This is a genomic window from Lactococcus sp., from assembly GCF_036648155.1.
Lineage (GTDB): Bacteria > Bacillota > Bacilli > Lactobacillales > Streptococcaceae > Lactococcus > Lactococcus cremoris.
In genome coordinates, this window is sequence record NZ_JAVXIY010000001.1 from 21,400 (window position 1) to 36,840 (window position 15,441).

At 35.0% G+C, this 15,441-nt stretch carries 14 protein-coding genes, 7 tRNA genes and 1 rRNA gene; all 22 read left to right on the forward strand.

Going from position 1 to position 15,441, the window contains the following annotated elements; genetic code table 11:
- Nucleotides 1-16 precede the first annotated feature (16 nt).
- The 22 genes from RSC39_RS00080 to RSC39_RS00185 all read left to right on the forward strand — a co-directional run bounded on the left by RSC39_RS00080 (nt 17) and on the right by RSC39_RS00185 (nt 15,358).
- Nucleotides 17-487, forward strand: a complete 471-nt coding sequence (locus tag RSC39_RS00080) for a hypothetical protein (RefSeq protein WP_063281587.1) — start codon at nt 17-19, stop codon at nt 485-487.
- A gap of 120 nt (nt 488-607) precedes the next feature.
- Complete coding sequence (locus RSC39_RS00085) at nt 608-877, forward strand: RNA-binding S4 domain-containing protein (RefSeq protein ID WP_011675089.1); 270 nt, start codon at nt 608-610, stop codon at nt 875-877.
- Between the two features lie 30 nt (nt 878-907).
- Entirely contained in the window at nt 908-1,282 is a 375-nt protein-coding gene (locus RSC39_RS00090) for a septum formation initiator family protein (RefSeq protein ID WP_011675090.1), read from the forward strand.
- On the forward strand, nt 1,282-1,605 hold the full coding sequence (locus RSC39_RS00095) for a hypothetical protein (protein WP_011675091.1): 324 nt from the start codon (nt 1,282-1,284) through the stop codon (nt 1,603-1,605). Before RSC39_RS00090 ends, RSC39_RS00095 begins: the two co-directional genes overlap by 1 nt.
- 140 nt (nt 1,606-1,745) lie before the next feature.
- Nucleotides 1,746-3,083, forward strand: coding sequence for a serine hydrolase (locus tag RSC39_RS00100; protein WP_332534657.1), 1,338 nt, complete (start codon nt 1,746-1,748; stop codon nt 3,081-3,083).
- On the forward strand, nt 3,080-4,348 hold the full coding sequence (gene tilS, locus RSC39_RS00105; RefSeq protein WP_332534220.1) for a tRNA lysidine(34) synthetase TilS: 1,269 nt from the start codon (nt 3,080-3,082) through the stop codon (nt 4,346-4,348). Before RSC39_RS00100 ends, tilS begins: the two co-directional genes overlap by 4 nt.
- Nucleotides 4,329-4,880: a hypoxanthine phosphoribosyltransferase gene (gene hpt, locus RSC39_RS00110; RefSeq protein ID WP_011675094.1), complete on the forward strand. Its 552-nt coding sequence runs from the start codon at nt 4,329-4,331 to the stop codon at nt 4,878-4,880. Before tilS ends, hpt begins: the two co-directional genes overlap by 20 nt.
- A 205-nt stretch (nt 4,881-5,085) precedes the next feature.
- Nucleotides 5,086-7,173 carry an ATP-dependent zinc metalloprotease FtsH gene (ftsH, locus tag RSC39_RS00115; protein ID WP_043736930.1) on the forward strand — a complete coding sequence of 696 codons (2,088 nt, stop codon included), beginning with the start codon at nt 5,086-5,088 and terminating at the stop codon, nt 7,171-7,173.
- A gap of 221 nt (nt 7,174-7,394) precedes the next feature.
- Nucleotides 7,395-7,466 (forward strand) — tRNA-Glu (locus RSC39_RS00120).
- Nucleotides 7,467-7,471: 5 nt separating this feature from the next.
- Nucleotides 7,472-7,561, forward strand: a tRNA-Ser gene (locus tag RSC39_RS00125).
- Between the two features lie 10 nt (nt 7,562-7,571).
- A tRNA-Met gene (locus RSC39_RS00130) sits at nt 7,572-7,645 on the forward strand.
- A gap of 5 nt (nt 7,646-7,650) precedes the next feature.
- Nucleotides 7,651-7,723: transfer RNA gene (locus RSC39_RS00135), tRNA-Phe, on the forward strand.
- A 10-nt stretch (nt 7,724-7,733) separates the two neighbouring features.
- A tRNA-Gly gene (locus RSC39_RS00140) sits at nt 7,734-7,804 on the forward strand.
- Between the two features lie 15 nt (nt 7,805-7,819).
- Nucleotides 7,820-7,893 (forward strand) — tRNA-Ile (locus RSC39_RS00145).
- 2 nt (nt 7,894-7,895) lie between these two features.
- Nucleotides 7,896-8,011 (forward strand): 5S ribosomal RNA (rrf, locus tag RSC39_RS00150).
- A 6-nt stretch (nt 8,012-8,017) separates the two neighbouring features.
- Nucleotides 8,018-8,091 (forward strand) — tRNA-Asn (locus RSC39_RS00155).
- Between the two features lie 148 nt (nt 8,092-8,239).
- Nucleotides 8,240-10,063 carry a PTS transporter subunit EIIC gene (locus RSC39_RS00160; RefSeq protein ID WP_332534224.1) on the forward strand — a complete coding sequence of 608 codons (1,824 nt, stop codon included), beginning with the start codon at nt 8,240-8,242 and terminating at the stop codon, nt 10,061-10,063.
- A 59-nt stretch (nt 10,064-10,122) separates the two neighbouring features.
- Complete coding sequence (locus RSC39_RS00165; protein ID WP_332534226.1) at nt 10,123-12,057, forward strand: transcription antiterminator; 1,935 nt, start codon at nt 10,123-10,125, stop codon at nt 12,055-12,057.
- A gap of 46 nt (nt 12,058-12,103) precedes the next feature.
- The gene (locus RSC39_RS00170; RefSeq protein ID WP_063281582.1) at nt 12,104-12,535 is read left to right on the forward strand and encodes a PTS sugar transporter subunit IIA; all 432 of its coding nucleotides are present in this window, start codon (nt 12,104-12,106) and stop codon (nt 12,533-12,535) included.
- 148 nt (nt 12,536-12,683) lie between these two features.
- A complete protein-coding gene (locus tag RSC39_RS00175; protein ID WP_332534228.1) occupies nt 12,684-13,850 on the forward strand; it encodes a mannitol-1-phosphate 5-dehydrogenase in 1,167 nt (388 codons plus the stop codon).
- A gap of 871 nt (nt 13,851-14,721) precedes the next feature.
- Nucleotides 14,722-15,156, forward strand: coding sequence for a MepB family protein (locus RSC39_RS00180; protein WP_063281601.1), 435 nt, complete (start codon nt 14,722-14,724; stop codon nt 15,154-15,156).
- 43 nt (nt 15,157-15,199) lie between these two features.
- Nucleotides 15,200-15,358, forward strand: coding sequence for a hypothetical protein (locus RSC39_RS00185; protein WP_063281579.1), 159 nt, complete (start codon nt 15,200-15,202; stop codon nt 15,356-15,358).
- Nucleotides 15,359-15,441: the final 83 nt, after the last annotated feature.

Here is a 15,441-nt window from a genome sequence, read left to right on the forward strand (position 1 = left end):
AGGAGATTTTATAAAAGTGGATTTAAAAACAGCTAAAATGGAATTAAAAGAAAAAAGTCGCCCCTATCAAACCTATTCGTATTATCTTACGATTCCTATCTTTATTTTAATTGTTTTTCTACTTTCTTTCATAGGTTACAATAGAGGAAGTCTTGGAATAATCATTTTTGTTTTTGTTATATTTGCGCATGTTTGGGCTAGTAAGTTGGAGTTAGTCCGAAATAGGAAACATGTGGCTCCAATCTTGATGTATATAGCTCAAGCTATGGGCGTAGTTATTACAATTTTGCTGGTCAGCGAGATATCATCTGGGGGAACAGGAGAAATTTCACTTGGGGTTGCGAGTCTTATTGTACTTCCTATTGAAATCATTGCAATTGTTTTTTTCTTTATTTCAGCAAGTGATATAAAGAAAGCATACCCAACAATGAAACAAGATGCCAAGGCTGCACGAGCAGAGTATTTGGCCTTGAAACGTTCAAAATAATTAAGAAAATAGACTGATTAACCTGTCAGTAAAATAATAAAGCTCTGTCATTACTGATAGAGCTTTATTATTATAAATAAAGGCATTTTCAAACAAAATGAAATATGTTATAATCTATCCATGAGATTAGATAAGTTTTTAAAAGTTTCGCGCTTGATTAAACGTCGTCCAGTTGCGAAAGAAGTTGCCGACAAAGGTCGGATTAAAATTAATGGAAAGTTAGCGAAATCTTCGTCCGATGTAAAATTCAATGATACGATTGAAATCCGTTTTGGAAATAAAATCGTTGAAGTTCGAGTGACTGAATTAAAAGAATTTACACGTAAAGAAGATGCTGATAAAATGTATGAACTCATCAGTGAAACACGCATAACAGAAGAAATAGAATGATTATCATCACAAAGTGGATTGGAGGGTGTCATGGCAAAACAAGTGATTCAACTAAATAATAAATATAGTCAAAATCAGAAAAAAAGAAATCTAACAGTAGTACCAAAAAGAAAACACTTGGGACTTATTTTGATTGTGGCAATCTTACTTTTCAGTCTAACAAGTATGAGTTTGATAAAATCATATGAAACTTTGCATAAGCAAGTGGCTTTAGAACAGAATGCAAAGAAACAATATGAAAGTCTTTCTAAAGAAGTAACAATAAAAAAAGCAGAAATCAATAAACTGCAAGACCCTAACTATCTGCAAAAATTTGCTCGTAGTGATGGGCAAGAATATTCTCAAAGTGACGAAAAAGTTTTCACTACCGACAGTCCTTTAATTGGAAATAACGGGTCAAATTAATGATTGGACAAGTTGAAAATATTACAAGATTTGGACTTTTTGTAAAAATTTCTGCTGATGAACTTACTGACGAAATCAAAAAAAGTACTGACAAAACTGTCAGTAAAAATAGTGGACTTTTGCGTTGGTCACAGTTTCCAAAGAATCATCCAAAAGTTCAAATTGGTGATTTGATTGGTGTTGAAGTTTTCAAAGTACATGAAGATGGAAAAATCGATTTAAACTACCAAGAAAAAAATTTCAAAAATGTCTATGCTGAATTTTTGGAAAGTAGTCAGCAAAGAATTACAGAGCTTGAACAAAAAAATCGCGAATTAAACTAAATAACTTTCTTACTTTTAGAAAGTTATTTAGTTTCTTCTTTGATTATTCTATTGACTAAAAATAGCACCTATTTTATGAAAAATTCTAGGAATTAAAAAGATAAAGATTACAACAGAAATTATTCTATGGAATGAATAAGATGTTGGGCAAGGTTTTAATCATGCAAAAACAAAGAATAAAAATTAATAGCGGGGTAGCCTTGGTGATGCTTTTGATGATCATTCCGGGCTTTTTTGCTTTCCCGCAATCAAGATATTTTGCTGACAAAGCGGTCAGTAAACCTAAAAATATTGTCGTAGCAGATAAAGTTACAGAAAAAGAAACTTGGGACTCAATTCCTCCAAGAGCCGTGGCTCTTCAAGACCTAGAACTCTATGAAGATGAACAATTGACAAAATCTGTAGGAAAGCTTTCCGCTAAAACGCAGTTAGATATTTCAGAAATTGCTGGGAAAGCTTTTAAACTCAAGGATGGAAAATATATTTTAGCTGACAAGAAAAATATTATCTCAGATGTCACTATTTCTCGGGAAAATACAAATAGAACTATCTATACTAATAAAAGTGTCAACGTATTTTACAATCCAGTAACCACTTACGATAACCAAGTAATGACAACGCTGAATGGGACACATCAAATTTTGGCGGACAAAATCGCTAAAACTAACTGGGGAACTTATTATGAAATTTCATTGGAGAGTGGTCAAAAAGGCTGGGTTTCAGAAGATGATATTTCCTTAGAAAATCCTAAAATACAGCAAGTTCAAACCCTACTAAATAAAAAATATAATGATAAGAAATATTCAATTTATGTAAAAGAACTTAATGACAAGTTTACAGCTGGTGTAAATCAAAATCAAGAAATGTATTCAGCAAGTCTTTCTAAAATTCCAATTCTTTATTGGACTCAGAAAAGGCTCAATGAAGGATTGGCTTCTCTTGATGACAAACTTTTGTATACACCAACCATTAATACTTTTTATGGAAGTTACAAACCAGAAGGGACAGGAAACCTGCCAAAGACAGCAGACAATAAATATTATAGTCTGCAAGACATCATAAATAGAACGGCAAAACTTTCAGATAATGTAGGAAGTAACATGCTTGCTTACTATGAAACCCAAGAATTTAATCCAAATTATCAAAAAGAAATCAACAAAATTGCTGGACAAGAATGGAATCCAAAAGAACGAAATGCTTCTGCTCAGATGGTTGGTAAAATGTTAGAAGCGCTTTATAATGAAGGAGGAGCTTCATTTAATGCTCTATTTGATACTGATTTTGATGATGTAAAAATAAAAGCAGCTATTCCTAAAAATGTTCCAGTAGCACATAAAATAGGTGGTGCGGATACAGATAATCACGATGCAGCCATTATCTTTACAAGTGAGCCCTACCTTTTGGTCATTGAAACAAATGGTGGAAGTGATGATGAAATAAAGAATATTTCACAAGATGTTTATGGAGTTATGAAATGACACCAGCTCAACTTAAATTTCTAAAAATAGTAACTAAAGAAAAATACTTTGCGGAAAATTCGAAAATTTTACTGGCTTTATCAGGCGGTAAAGACTCAATGACCCTCTTTAATTGGCTCTATGAGCTTAGAGCAAAGCTCCATATAGAATTGGGAATAGCTCACATTAATCATGGCTTACGACCCGAATCAGACTTTGAAGAACAAGCCTTACGTAAAATGGCCAGTGACCTAGAGATTCCAATTTTTGTTGACAGATTTACAGGAGAGTTTACAGAGCAAAAAGCTCGGGAGTTTCGCTACCACTTTTTTGAAAAAATAATGATAGCTGAAAATTATGATGTTCTTCTGACTGCACACCATCAAGGCGATGTCGTTGAAACTGTATTAATGCGTCAAATTACTGGACGTCCTTTGAGAAGTTTACAGGGAATTGCTGACTGTCAACCTTTTGCTAAGGGACAGTTAATTCGCCCTTTACTCAAATTTACAAAAGAAGAGCTTGATGCGGCGGTCTTTTATGAAGATTCGACCAATCAAGGAGTAGATTATTTTAGAAATAGAATACGTAATCAGCTTATTCCCGAATTAACAAAAGAAAATCCGCAATTTTCTCAGGCAATCAGTGATTTAAGCTCAGAAATAAAAATGGCCTTAACAGTGATTAATCAAAGAATTTCGGAACTTGAAATTATTGATAAAAAAATCTCTTATCACAAATTTATTTCTCAAACAAAAGAATTACAGCACTTCATTTTACAAGCATTTTTTGCTCAGTACCCAGAAATAAAAGTAAGTAAGAAAAAATTTGAAGAAATCTTACATATTATCAGACGTCCACAACAATATTCTGCTCAATTGAATAAAGATTTTCAGTTTGTGAAGACCAAAGATTACTTTTATATTGAAAAAAGGCGGATAATCACACCTTCACTCGAAATTTTAAGTGAAAATCCTAACGATGCAAGTTTTATGGAAGTATACTTACCTTTAGAAGGGCGATTAGAAATTCGCAAGCGACAACCTGGTGATCAAATATTGATTAATGGTCACCATAAAAAATTACGAAAGTTTTTTATTGACAATCATGTTCCCTTACAAGCACGTGAGAGCCCTCTCATCTTTGTCGAAAAAAAACTTTACGCAATCGTCGGAGTCGCATGCTCTGATTTGAGTAAAGCGCTCAAAAATGATAAAATTAGAAGAATATTATGGGTCAAACCCAGTATAGGAGAGGAAATCAACGATGCTCGAAAAAAATCTTGATAAGGCCATTGAAAAAGTACTAGTTTCAGAAGAAGAAATTATTGAAAAATCCAAAGAACTTGGAGAAATATTAACAAAAGAATACGAAGGGAAAAATCCTTTAGTTTTAGGGATTCTTCGTGGGTCAGTTCCTTTCTTAGCTGAACTAATCAAACATATTGATTGTCATCTTGAAACTGATTTTATGACCGTATCAAGCTATCACGGAGGAACAAAATCTTCTGGTGAAGTAAAATTGATTTTAGACGTTGATACAGCGGTTAAAGGTCGTGAAATCTTGATTGTTGAAGATATTATCGACACAGGTCGCACTTTAAAATATCTAAAAGAACTTTTGGAACATCGTGGAGCAAACGTAAAAATTGTAACACTTCTTGACAAACCAGAAGGAAGAATTGTTGAAATTAAACCAGATTATTCAGGATTTACCATTCCAAATGAATTTGTTGTTGGCTTTGGTTTGGACTACGAAGAAAACTACCGTAACCTCCCATATGTCGGGGTTTTGAAGCCTGAGGTTTATAGTAAATAATTCATTGATTTAAGTAGGTTAAAAATTTTCTCAGACTAAAGTATGAAAAAATCTCTGACCAATACTTACTATTAGCATTCCAAAAGGAAATATGCTATAACTAGGTATAGCTGTTATTGATTAGCTTGTATCCTTTATTACCAGTGATACTAAGAAGTAAATTCTTGGCTTTTCTAATAATAAATAAACAAAAGATAAGGAAAATATGAATAACAACAAACAACCAAGACAAGGAAATTTTGTAAAAAATATCTTAATGTGGGTTATATTGGCTATTGTTGTTGTTGTCGGTTTCAATTTCTTCTTCAGTAGTAATCAATCAGGAGTGGATAAAATTAGCTATTCACAATTGATGACTAAACTTGATGATAATAATATTGAAAACGTCACAATGCAACCATCAGATAGCTTAATTACTGTAACAGGTGAGTATAAAAAACCTGTAAAAGTAAAAGGAACAAACAATTTCCCACTTTTAGGTAACACTACAAGTGAAGTTAAAAACTTCCAAGCTTATATTATTCCAACTGACAGTGTTGTCAAAGATATCCAAAATGCAGCTAAAAGTAATGATGTAAAACTTAGTGTCGTTCAAGCGTCATCAAGCGGTATGTGGGTTCAAATTCTCTCATATATCATCCCAATGCTTTTATTTGTTGGTATCTTCTGGCTCATGATGGGTGGAATGGGCGCTCGTGGCGGAGGCGGCGGTGGAAATCCGATGTCCTTCGGTAAATCTCGTGCTAAACAACAAGATGGTAAAACATCTAAAGTTCGTTTTGCTGATGTTGCCGGTTCTGAAGAGGAAAAACAAGAGCTTGTTGAAGTTGTTGACTTCCTTAAAAATCCGAAAAAATATCATGATTTAGGTGCTCGTATCCCAGCAGGTGTTCTCCTTGAAGGCCCTCCGGGTACAGGTAAAACTTTGCTTGCTAAGGCTGTTGCCGGTGAAGCAGGAGTTCCTTTCTATAGTATCTCAGGTTCTGATTTCGTTGAAATGTTTGTCGGAGTCGGAGCTTCACGTGTTCGTGATTTATTTGAAAATGCGAAGAAAACTGCTCCATCAATCATTTTCATCGATGAAATTGATGCTGTTGGTCGCCAACGTGGTGCAGGTTTAGGTGGGGGTAATGATGAACGGGAACAAACCCTCAACCAATTGCTTGTTGAAATGGACGGATTCCAAGATGATGGAAACTCAGTAATCGTTATTGCTGCAACTAACCGTTCAGATGTGCTTGACCCAGCGCTTTTACGTCCAGGTCGTTTTGACCGTAAAGTTTTGGTCGGAGCACCAGATGTTAAAGGTCGTGAAGCTGTCCTTAAAGTCCATGCTAAAAACAAACCTTTAGCAAGTGATGTTGATTTACACACTGTTGCTACACAAACTCCTGGTTATGTCGGAGCTGATTTGGAAAATGTTTTGAATGAAGCTGCTCTTGTTGCTGCACGTCAAAATAAAAAAGAAATCAATGCTGCTGATATTGATGAAGGAATGGACCGTGCAATGGCTGGTCCTGCTAAGAAAGATCGTATTCAATCAATGCGCGAGCGTGAAATCGTGGCTTATCACGAAGCAGGTCATGCTATTGTTGGTCTCGTTCTTGAAAATGGATCTACTGTTCGTAAAGTTACCGTTGTCCCTCGTGGACGTATCGGTGGTTACATGCTTGCTCTTCCAGATGAAGAAATCATGCAACCAACTAATCTTCATCTCCAAGATCAACTTGCCAGCCTTATGGGTGGACGACTTGGTGAAGAAATTGTCTTTGGTGTAGCTACTCCAGGTGCATCAAATGACATTGAAAAAGCAACACACATTGCTCGTTCAATGGTAACTGAATATGGGATGTCTAAGAAACTTGGTATGGTATCTTATGAAGGAGACCATCAAGTATTTATCGGTCGTGACTATGGTCAGACTAAGACTTACTCAGAAGCTACTGCTGTTATGATTGATGATGAAGTGCGTCGTATTCTTGGTGAAGCTTATGACCGTGCTAAAGAAGCAATTGAAACACATCGTGAACAACATAAAGCAATTGCGCAAGCTCTGCTTAAATACGAAACGCTCGATGCGAAACAAATCATGTCGCTCTTTACAACAGGTAAAATGCCTGATGAAGCAGCTGCAGCAGAAGTACCAGAACCAAAAACATTTGAAGAATCTCTCAAAGATGCAAATGCGAATGTTGATGATTTTTCAAACATTAATATCTATAATGGTGAAGAAAAAACAGATTCTAAACCAGAAGAAAATAAGGAAAAATCGGAAGATGAAACAGCCAATTAAGGCTGTTTTTCTTTTTTTTTATGCTTTAGAATAATTCATTTAGTTTATTCTTGACAAAAAATATTATTTTGATATAATTAAATAGTTGTCGTTTGAGACGACTGACTTTCTTATTATGAATTAAATATATTATTTTGAAAAGTTAACACAGTTTATTCTTGACAAAAAAATATAAAAGTGTATAATAGAAAAGTACTGTTTGAGACAGCACAACAATATATGGTCCGTTGGTCAAGGGGTTAAGACACCGCCTTTTCACGGCGGTAACACGGGTTCGAATCCCGTACGGACTATATCTGGAGGATTACCCAAGTCCGGCTGAAGGGAACGGTCTTGAAAACCGTCAGGCGTGTAAAAGCGTGCGTGGGTTCGAATCCCACATCCTCCTTTTTAATTATCGCGGGATGGAGCAGCTAGGTAGCTCGTCGGGCTCATAACCCGAAGGTCATAGGTTCAAATCCTATTCCCGCAATTAAAGGCTCGGTAGCTCAGTTGGTAGAGCAATGGATTGAAGCTCCATGTGTCGGCGGTTCGATTCCGTCTCGCGCCATTCTTTGTTAGCGGATGTAGTTTAATGGTAGAACCCCAGCCTTCCAAGCTGGCTACGCGAGTTCGATTCTCGTCATCCGCTTAGTTAACTTAATATGGGAGTTTAGCTCAGTTGGTTAGAGCACTGTGTTGATAACGCAGGGGTCCCAGGTTCGAATCCTGGAATTCCCATATTTGGTATTAATTGCATAGGAGATATACCTGTTCCCATGTCGAACACAGAAGTCAAGTCCTATTGCGCTGGAAGTACTTGGGGGTTGCCCCCTGGGAGATAAAGACGATGCCAAGTTTACATTGCGGATTAGCTCAGTTGGTAGTAGCGCATGACTGTTAATCATGATGTCGTCAGTTCGAGTCTGACATCCGCAGTAACTAAGTCACCTAAGGGTGACTTTTTTATTTTATAAATTTCATTAATAAATCTTGGCACGTCCTTTTGTGTCAGGATTTTTATTTACAGCCTTATTGATAGCGATTACAATATAATTATATTAGTTACTATGTAAAGGAGTCTGAAATGACTGATACTGTAAGCTTAAAAGTACGAGTTCAAAAACTTGGTACTGCATTATCTAATATGGTAATGCCCAATATTCCTGTTTTAATTGCCTGGGGGGTGTTGACGATGTTCTTCATTCCTGATGGTTTTACACCTAATAAAATTTTTGCAGCGATGGTTAGTCCCATGCTTGCTTTTCTTATTCCCTTAATGATTGGTTATACCGGTGGGAAAAATATTTATGAGCACCGTGGAGGAGTAGTTGGTGCGATTGCAACCTTTGGTTCAATAATTGCGACAGCTAGTATTTCTGTAGGTGGTCTGAATGCTAAAGGAAATGTTCCTATGATTTTAGGAGCGATGATTTTAGGACCTTTTGGCGCTTGGTTAATTAAAAAATTTGATGAATATATTCAACCACATATTAAAGCGGGCCTTGAAATGCTTATAAATAACTTTTCAGCAGGCTTAGTGGGATTTGGTTTATCTCTTTTTGCTGTTAAAGTGGTTGGCCCACTTGTGGCTTGGCTAACAGATGTGATGGGACATGGCGTAGACTTTTTAATCTCTAACCATTTGATTCCTCTTGCTAATCTTTTTATTGAGCCAGCGAAAATTTTATTTTTAAATAATGCAATCAATCAGGGAATCTTATCACCTTTAGGAATTCAACAGGTTTCTGAAAATGGGAAATCACTTCTATTTTTATTGGAAGCTAATCCCGGTCCAGGGCTTGGAATTCTGATTGCCTTTATGCTTTTTGGTAAGGGTTCAGCTAAAGCAACAGCACCTGGTGCGATTTTAATTCAATTTGTTGGTGGAATCCATGAAATTTACTTTCCTTATGTCATGATGAAACCTGCTCTCTTTTTTGCCGTCATGGCTGGCGGGGTGTCTGGAACTTTAACAAATAACTTATTAGGTTCTGGTCTTGCAGCTCCTGCTTCACCTGGTTCGATTATTGCAATCACGGGAATGGCATCTGGTAAATCAGCGGGTGGCTTTGCAAATGTTCTTTGTGTCTGGGCAGGGATTGCTGTAGCAGCAATTATCTCTTTTCTTGTAGCAGCCTTCATTTTAAAACGAGATAAATCGATGATTGATGATTCTGCTTTTGAAAATGCCAAAGTAGGAGTAGCTACTGATAAGGCTGTCAGTAAGGGACAAGACTCTGTCAGCAATATTGTTACTGACCATGTCGATTTTTCTGCGATTAAACACATCATTTTTGCTTGTGATGCGGGAATGGGTTCATCGGCCATGGGGGCTTCTATTTTGAGAAATAAAGTCAAAAAAGCTGGTTTGGGGCAAGATGTTACGAATGTCGCCATTGCTAACTTAAAAGCCGGTTCTGACACAATTGTCGTCACACAAGAGGAACTTGCGCCAAGAGCTGCGACAATGGCTCCTGATGCTCATAGATATTCAGTGGCTAATTTCCTTAACTCACCTCGTTACGATGAAATTATCAGTAATCTAATGAATACTGACGAAGCTTTCAGTGAACCTATCATTGCTGACGACTTGGTCAGTAGAGAAGAGATAGATTTGAATCAAATTGATGAAGTTGTTTTCGCTCATGATGGTTTACACATTGGTTCAAGTACTATGGGCAAAGAAACCTTACAGGCAATTTTTAGCAGACATGATGTCAAGATTCCTATTTCTGATGTTGAATTTATTGGATTAGGCGCATTTAATGCTAAAAACATCATGATCGTTACAAAAGAAGAATTCACGACAATAGCAAAACAGAAAGCTCCAAATGCTCAACATCTTTCCGTTGAGTCTTTGATTACTACTCCAGAATACATCAATATGGTAAATCGAATGAACAAATAAAAAATCAATTGATTAGCTGATTAGTGAATAAGTAGAAATCAAAACAAAAAGGAATATTTATGTTTTTAACAAGTCGTGAGCAAAAATTAATCCATACATTTTTGAAACGTGGAACGCTTACGATATCAGAAATGATGGAAATAACAGGAACAAGTCGCAGAACCCTTTATCGCGATTTAAATAACTTACAAAAATCTTTACCAGAAGAGATAAGTTTACAAACTTCTGAGGAAGGATATTTTATAAAAGGAGATATAAAGCAACTTTCTCAAGCTCATGAACTAGTAGAATATACGATGACTGAGCGCTTGTACGGTGAGATACTTTTATTGATTGAAAATAAAGCATCCATTTTGTCATTGACGGATTATTTTGGTATTAGTCAGCCAACGGTCACGAATGATTTGAGACAATTAGAACAGACCTTACTTGAAAATGAAATTTCATTAATAAGGGAGCGGGGCCTAAAGATTGAGGGATTAGAAGAGAATATTCGGTCAGTATTTGTGGCTGCAATATATAATTCTGCATCGCTTCAAGAATTGATTAGTAATCAACTTTCAGACAATAAACTTTTAAGTATCTTGGACTTAGATAAATTTAAGCAAGCTTATGATGCTTTTGAATCCCTAATCTTGCCAGAAGATATGACAGATAAAGTGAGAGTGCTGATGGAACTCTTTCTTGTAACAACTCTAATCCGGATAGACGAGGGATATTTCATCACAAGTGAGAGTCTTAGTAGTCCAAGCAAAGGAGCGTTGAACTTTGTTAATAAATTACTGACAGAGCTGTCAGTAACAAAATTTGTTGTATCTGAGATTACTTATCTTGCTTCGGTCTATGAAATTTTATATTTTGGATTTGGCCGAGAATTATTATCTATGGAAAAATTTGATACAGATTTCTCCTATAAAATTCGTCAGATTATTGATCGGGTTTCCACAAAACTTGAGATTGAATTTGGAAAAGACGACCGATTGTATGGTTTGCTTTATGCTCATCTCAAAGAATCAGAGATGTTACCCATTCTTTTTCCTAAAAAAGAAAATGATTTTATCAAAAAAATTAAGAAAGATAATCCAGAAATTTATAAAGCCGTCAATGAATCATTGAAGCTGATTTTTGATAAAAATTTTTCAGAAATGGAAATCACTTTTGTAACCCTTCATTTTGTGTCAACCTTGGAAAGAAGTGACCTTGTTTTACCATTGCGTTCAGCACTCGTAAGTAATCGTGGGCGGATTTCATGTGAATTTGTCATGAGTAACTTAAGGAAAAATTTTCCATTCTTAAAAAAAATAGACCTCATTCAAAATTCTGTGAAAGTTGTCAAATCCCAATATGATGTTATTTTTACTACTGAGAAGGAGTTTGATTATCTTTATATCAATCCAATGTTAGATCAAAAAAATCTGGATAATATTCGTCATCAATTAAGACATATTCAACAAAAATCGCGAACGCTAACTATTGATTCAAAAGAGCAAAGAAACTTTTTAAATCTTAATGACATATTTACGACTGGTAATGAAATTTTAAGCACTTTTGAAATTAAGACACTTTCAAACCAGCCAAAGTTGAGCGATACTGTAAAACAAATCGCTAAAACTGTAAATGAAGATGATGGAGAATTAGCAGAACTAATAGAAGAAAGATTTCGGGAGACACATCTGGCAATTCCTGAAACCAATATTGCTCTTTTTCATGCAGTTCATTCATCGATTTCAAGTCCACTATTCAAGATTTATGAGCTAAGTCAGGAAATTGAGGGGATGGCAATGGACCATCAAATGATAAAAATTAATCGTGTTTTACTACTTTTGGCACCTCCAGAAGTACCAGAATATGTTTCATATTTACTCGGAAAACTTTCAAGTTCGATTATTGAAAATAAGCTTTATACAAGAATATATGATTCCGGTAACTATGAAATTGTTAGTGAGTTGCTAAGGGAAATAATCATAGAAGCTGTTAAACAGTATGGTGATTAGGTTTACGGCGCGTGTAAACCTAGTAAACCAAGAAAGGTGAAGAAAAATGGAAATCCAAAAAGAGCTTATTAAAATCAATCAAAATTTTTCAAATAAGGAAGAAGCAATTAATTATTGTGGAAAATTGTTGGTTGATGGAGGATACGTCAACTCAAATTATGTTTCAGCGATGCTTGATAGAGATAAAGAATTATCGGTTTATATGGGTAATTTTATTGCGATTCCTCATGGGACGGATTCAGCAAAAAAAGAAGTTTTAAAAACAGGAGTCGTAATTGTCCAAGTTCCTCGAGGAGTAAATTTTGGAACAGAAGAAAATCCTAAACTAGCAACGATGCTTTTTGGAATCGCAGGAATAGAAGATGAGCATCTTGATCTCATTCAAAAAATCTCAATTTTTTGTGCTGACGTTGACAATGTTGTAAAGCTGGCTGATGCTCAATCAGTTGAGGAGATTGCAAAATACTTTGAAAATTAATCGATAAAATCAAAAAAATGGCACAACTTTCGGTGCCATTTTTTATATTTACCACCACAATGTAAAAGCTTACAATTGCTTATGTAAAGGAATTTTAGAAGATTCTATTTGAACTTTTTACTATCTAAATAAAGGAGCAGTAAGTAAGATGAAAAAAGCAGTACATTTTGGTGCAGGAAATATTGGTCGTGGTTTTATTGGGGAAATTCTAAGTAAAAATGGCTTTGAGATTTACTTCGTTGACACGAATAAGGCGATAATTGATGAACTTAATACTCGTCATTCTTATGAAATTGGTATCGCAAGTAGTAGTCCTGAAAAAATTTCTGTTTCAGGAGTATTTGGGATTAACAATGGTGAAAATCCTGAGGATGTAATTGAGGCAATTGCTCAAGCTGATATAGTAACGACAGCAATTGGACCAAATATTTTGCCTTATATTGCTGAGCTTGTTGCCAAAGGTATTCAAAAACGTAAAGAAGAGAATAAGCAAGTCCAAATAGATATTATTGCTTGTGAAAATATGATTGGGGGCTCAGAGTTTTTAGAAAAGAAGGTGGCTGAATATTTATCAGACTCTGATAAAGTTTACCTTGCAAACTACGTAGGGTTTCCTAATGCTGCCGTTGATCGCATTGTACCTGGTCAAAAGCATGAAGATCTTCTTTATGTTGAAGTAGAGCCCTTTTGTGAGTGGGTGATTGACGAGAGTCAGATAAAAAATAAAAATTTTAAACTTGAAGGCGTTCATTATGCCAGTAATCTTGAACCTTTCATAGAGCGTAAACTTTTCTCTGTAAACTCAGGACACGCTACAGTCGCTTATTCTAGCGCATATAAAGGTTATAAAACAATTTTGGAAGGTTTACAGCACAAAGAGATTTTAAGTGCTTTAAAGGGTGTACAGAAAGAAACACGCGCTTTACTTTTAGCCAAATGGCCCCAATATTTTACGGAAGAAGATTTGATTAGCTATCATCAAATGATTATCTCTCGCTTTGCTAATCCAAAAATTATTGATGAGGTGACGCGGGTTGCACGAACACCTATTCGAAAGTTAGGTTATGACGAACGCTTTATTCGCCCTATTCGTGAATTAAATGAACGTGGTCTCTCTTATCAAAATCATTTAGATATTGTTGGAAAAATTTTTGCTTATCAGGATGAAAATGATAGTCAGTCGGTTCAACTTCAAGAAAAGCTTAGCACAATGGACCTTCAAAGGCTTATTGAAGAAGTCACGGGCCTATCAAATAAAAAAATAATTTTGGAAATCGAACTAGTGATTAAGAAATATAAAAATGACAGCAAGTAGAAAGAGAACTTTTTATCAATGGATTTTCTGACTTGAAATTTAACCGCTTTCTCTTGAAAAAAAAGATAAAAAGTGTTATTATAGAACCATAGAAAAGCACTGGAATGTGCGAGCTCTTTCATTTTTTTGACCGACTATATTTGTATTGCATAGGGGTTCATGAGACATTCGGTAGCGTAATACCTCGAACGAAAGTAGGGGAAGCTGATGCGAAGCGAGAACACCCACCTAGCGTTTTAGCGGGTTCAATACACGGAGGAGCACACGGCATTCAATCAGTGTTTTTTTGCTATCTAAAACTCTTAGAGATAGAATTGTATTATAAAAAAACAGAAAAAAGTGTTAGTTTAAAAAGTATACCCTAGTGAATTGAGAGAATGTATGGTAATTTTCCTAATATCTAAATAGATTGATTTATAGGTTAGTGCGACCTACTTATTTCACTGCTACATCAAGGGTTATTATTGCAGTTGTATATTTTAAACCTAAAAAATATATTATTCTCTATCTTTAATTTCTGTGATTGGTTTTTTTCTAACCTTGCTAATCGTCTTTAACTCTAACAGAGTACTAAAATTTCAAAAGGTATTTCTTGTTTAATACTGATGTTATAAGAATTATGCTGAATCACTAAAGCTTCAAAACTTTATCATTCCTGTGTGTTGAACTTGGATGAATAACACACAGAAATAGTACACCAGGCGTAAATTCACTAATACAAAGGACACATGGTGAAAGATTGGGTAAGTATGTCACATCTAGATTTGTAACGTTTTTTGCGCACCTACCCAATCTTGGCGTTTTCAGAAAAAGCATGGTAAAATACACTAAGTTTGAAAATACAAAATGTGTTGGGAAAAATTATAATTTTATGAAATCTATAAATATTTTAAAACGTGAACTTGGGGAATTTGAGTTTCTTGGCTATGAGAATCAAAACAGTGAATATGAAGGGATGGTTATTCAACTCACTAGTAATAAAAAAATTGTACGTTCTCGACTAGCCAAAAAAACATCGAAAAAAGATGGATATTTTGTTGCATTTTGGGAAAAAAACAGTCTCAATGTTAATTGCCCCTTTACAGAAATAGATAGTCCAGAAGAGTTAGCGATTTTAATAGTTGATGAAGAAAAACAAGGGATATTCTTAATTCCTAAAGAAGTTGCTGTCAAAAATAAAATTTTAGCTAATAAAAATCAAAAAGGGAAAATGGCTATGAGGTTTTATCCATCTTGGTGTAAAAATTTAAATCCTACGGCCAAAAAGACTCAGAGCTGGCAGATTATTTATTTTAAAGAATGTTGAGGTAGCTCAAGTCCAATTTAGTAAATCAGAAAGGATTCACATCATGAAAAAAGGGGATATCATCATTTTATCTGATGGACAGAAAGCTACTGTTATATTTGGGGATGAATCAAATTATCAATACAGTTGCATTGTAAAATTAGAAGATGGTCAGTTAAAAGTAGTTGAAGGAAAAAGCTTATCTTTATCTCTATTAAATTAACACATCACATGCCCAAAAACTAAGAATCGACTTGAAAAGATTTATAAAAAAATTTCAAATTGAGAAAGAAGTTTATGAATAAA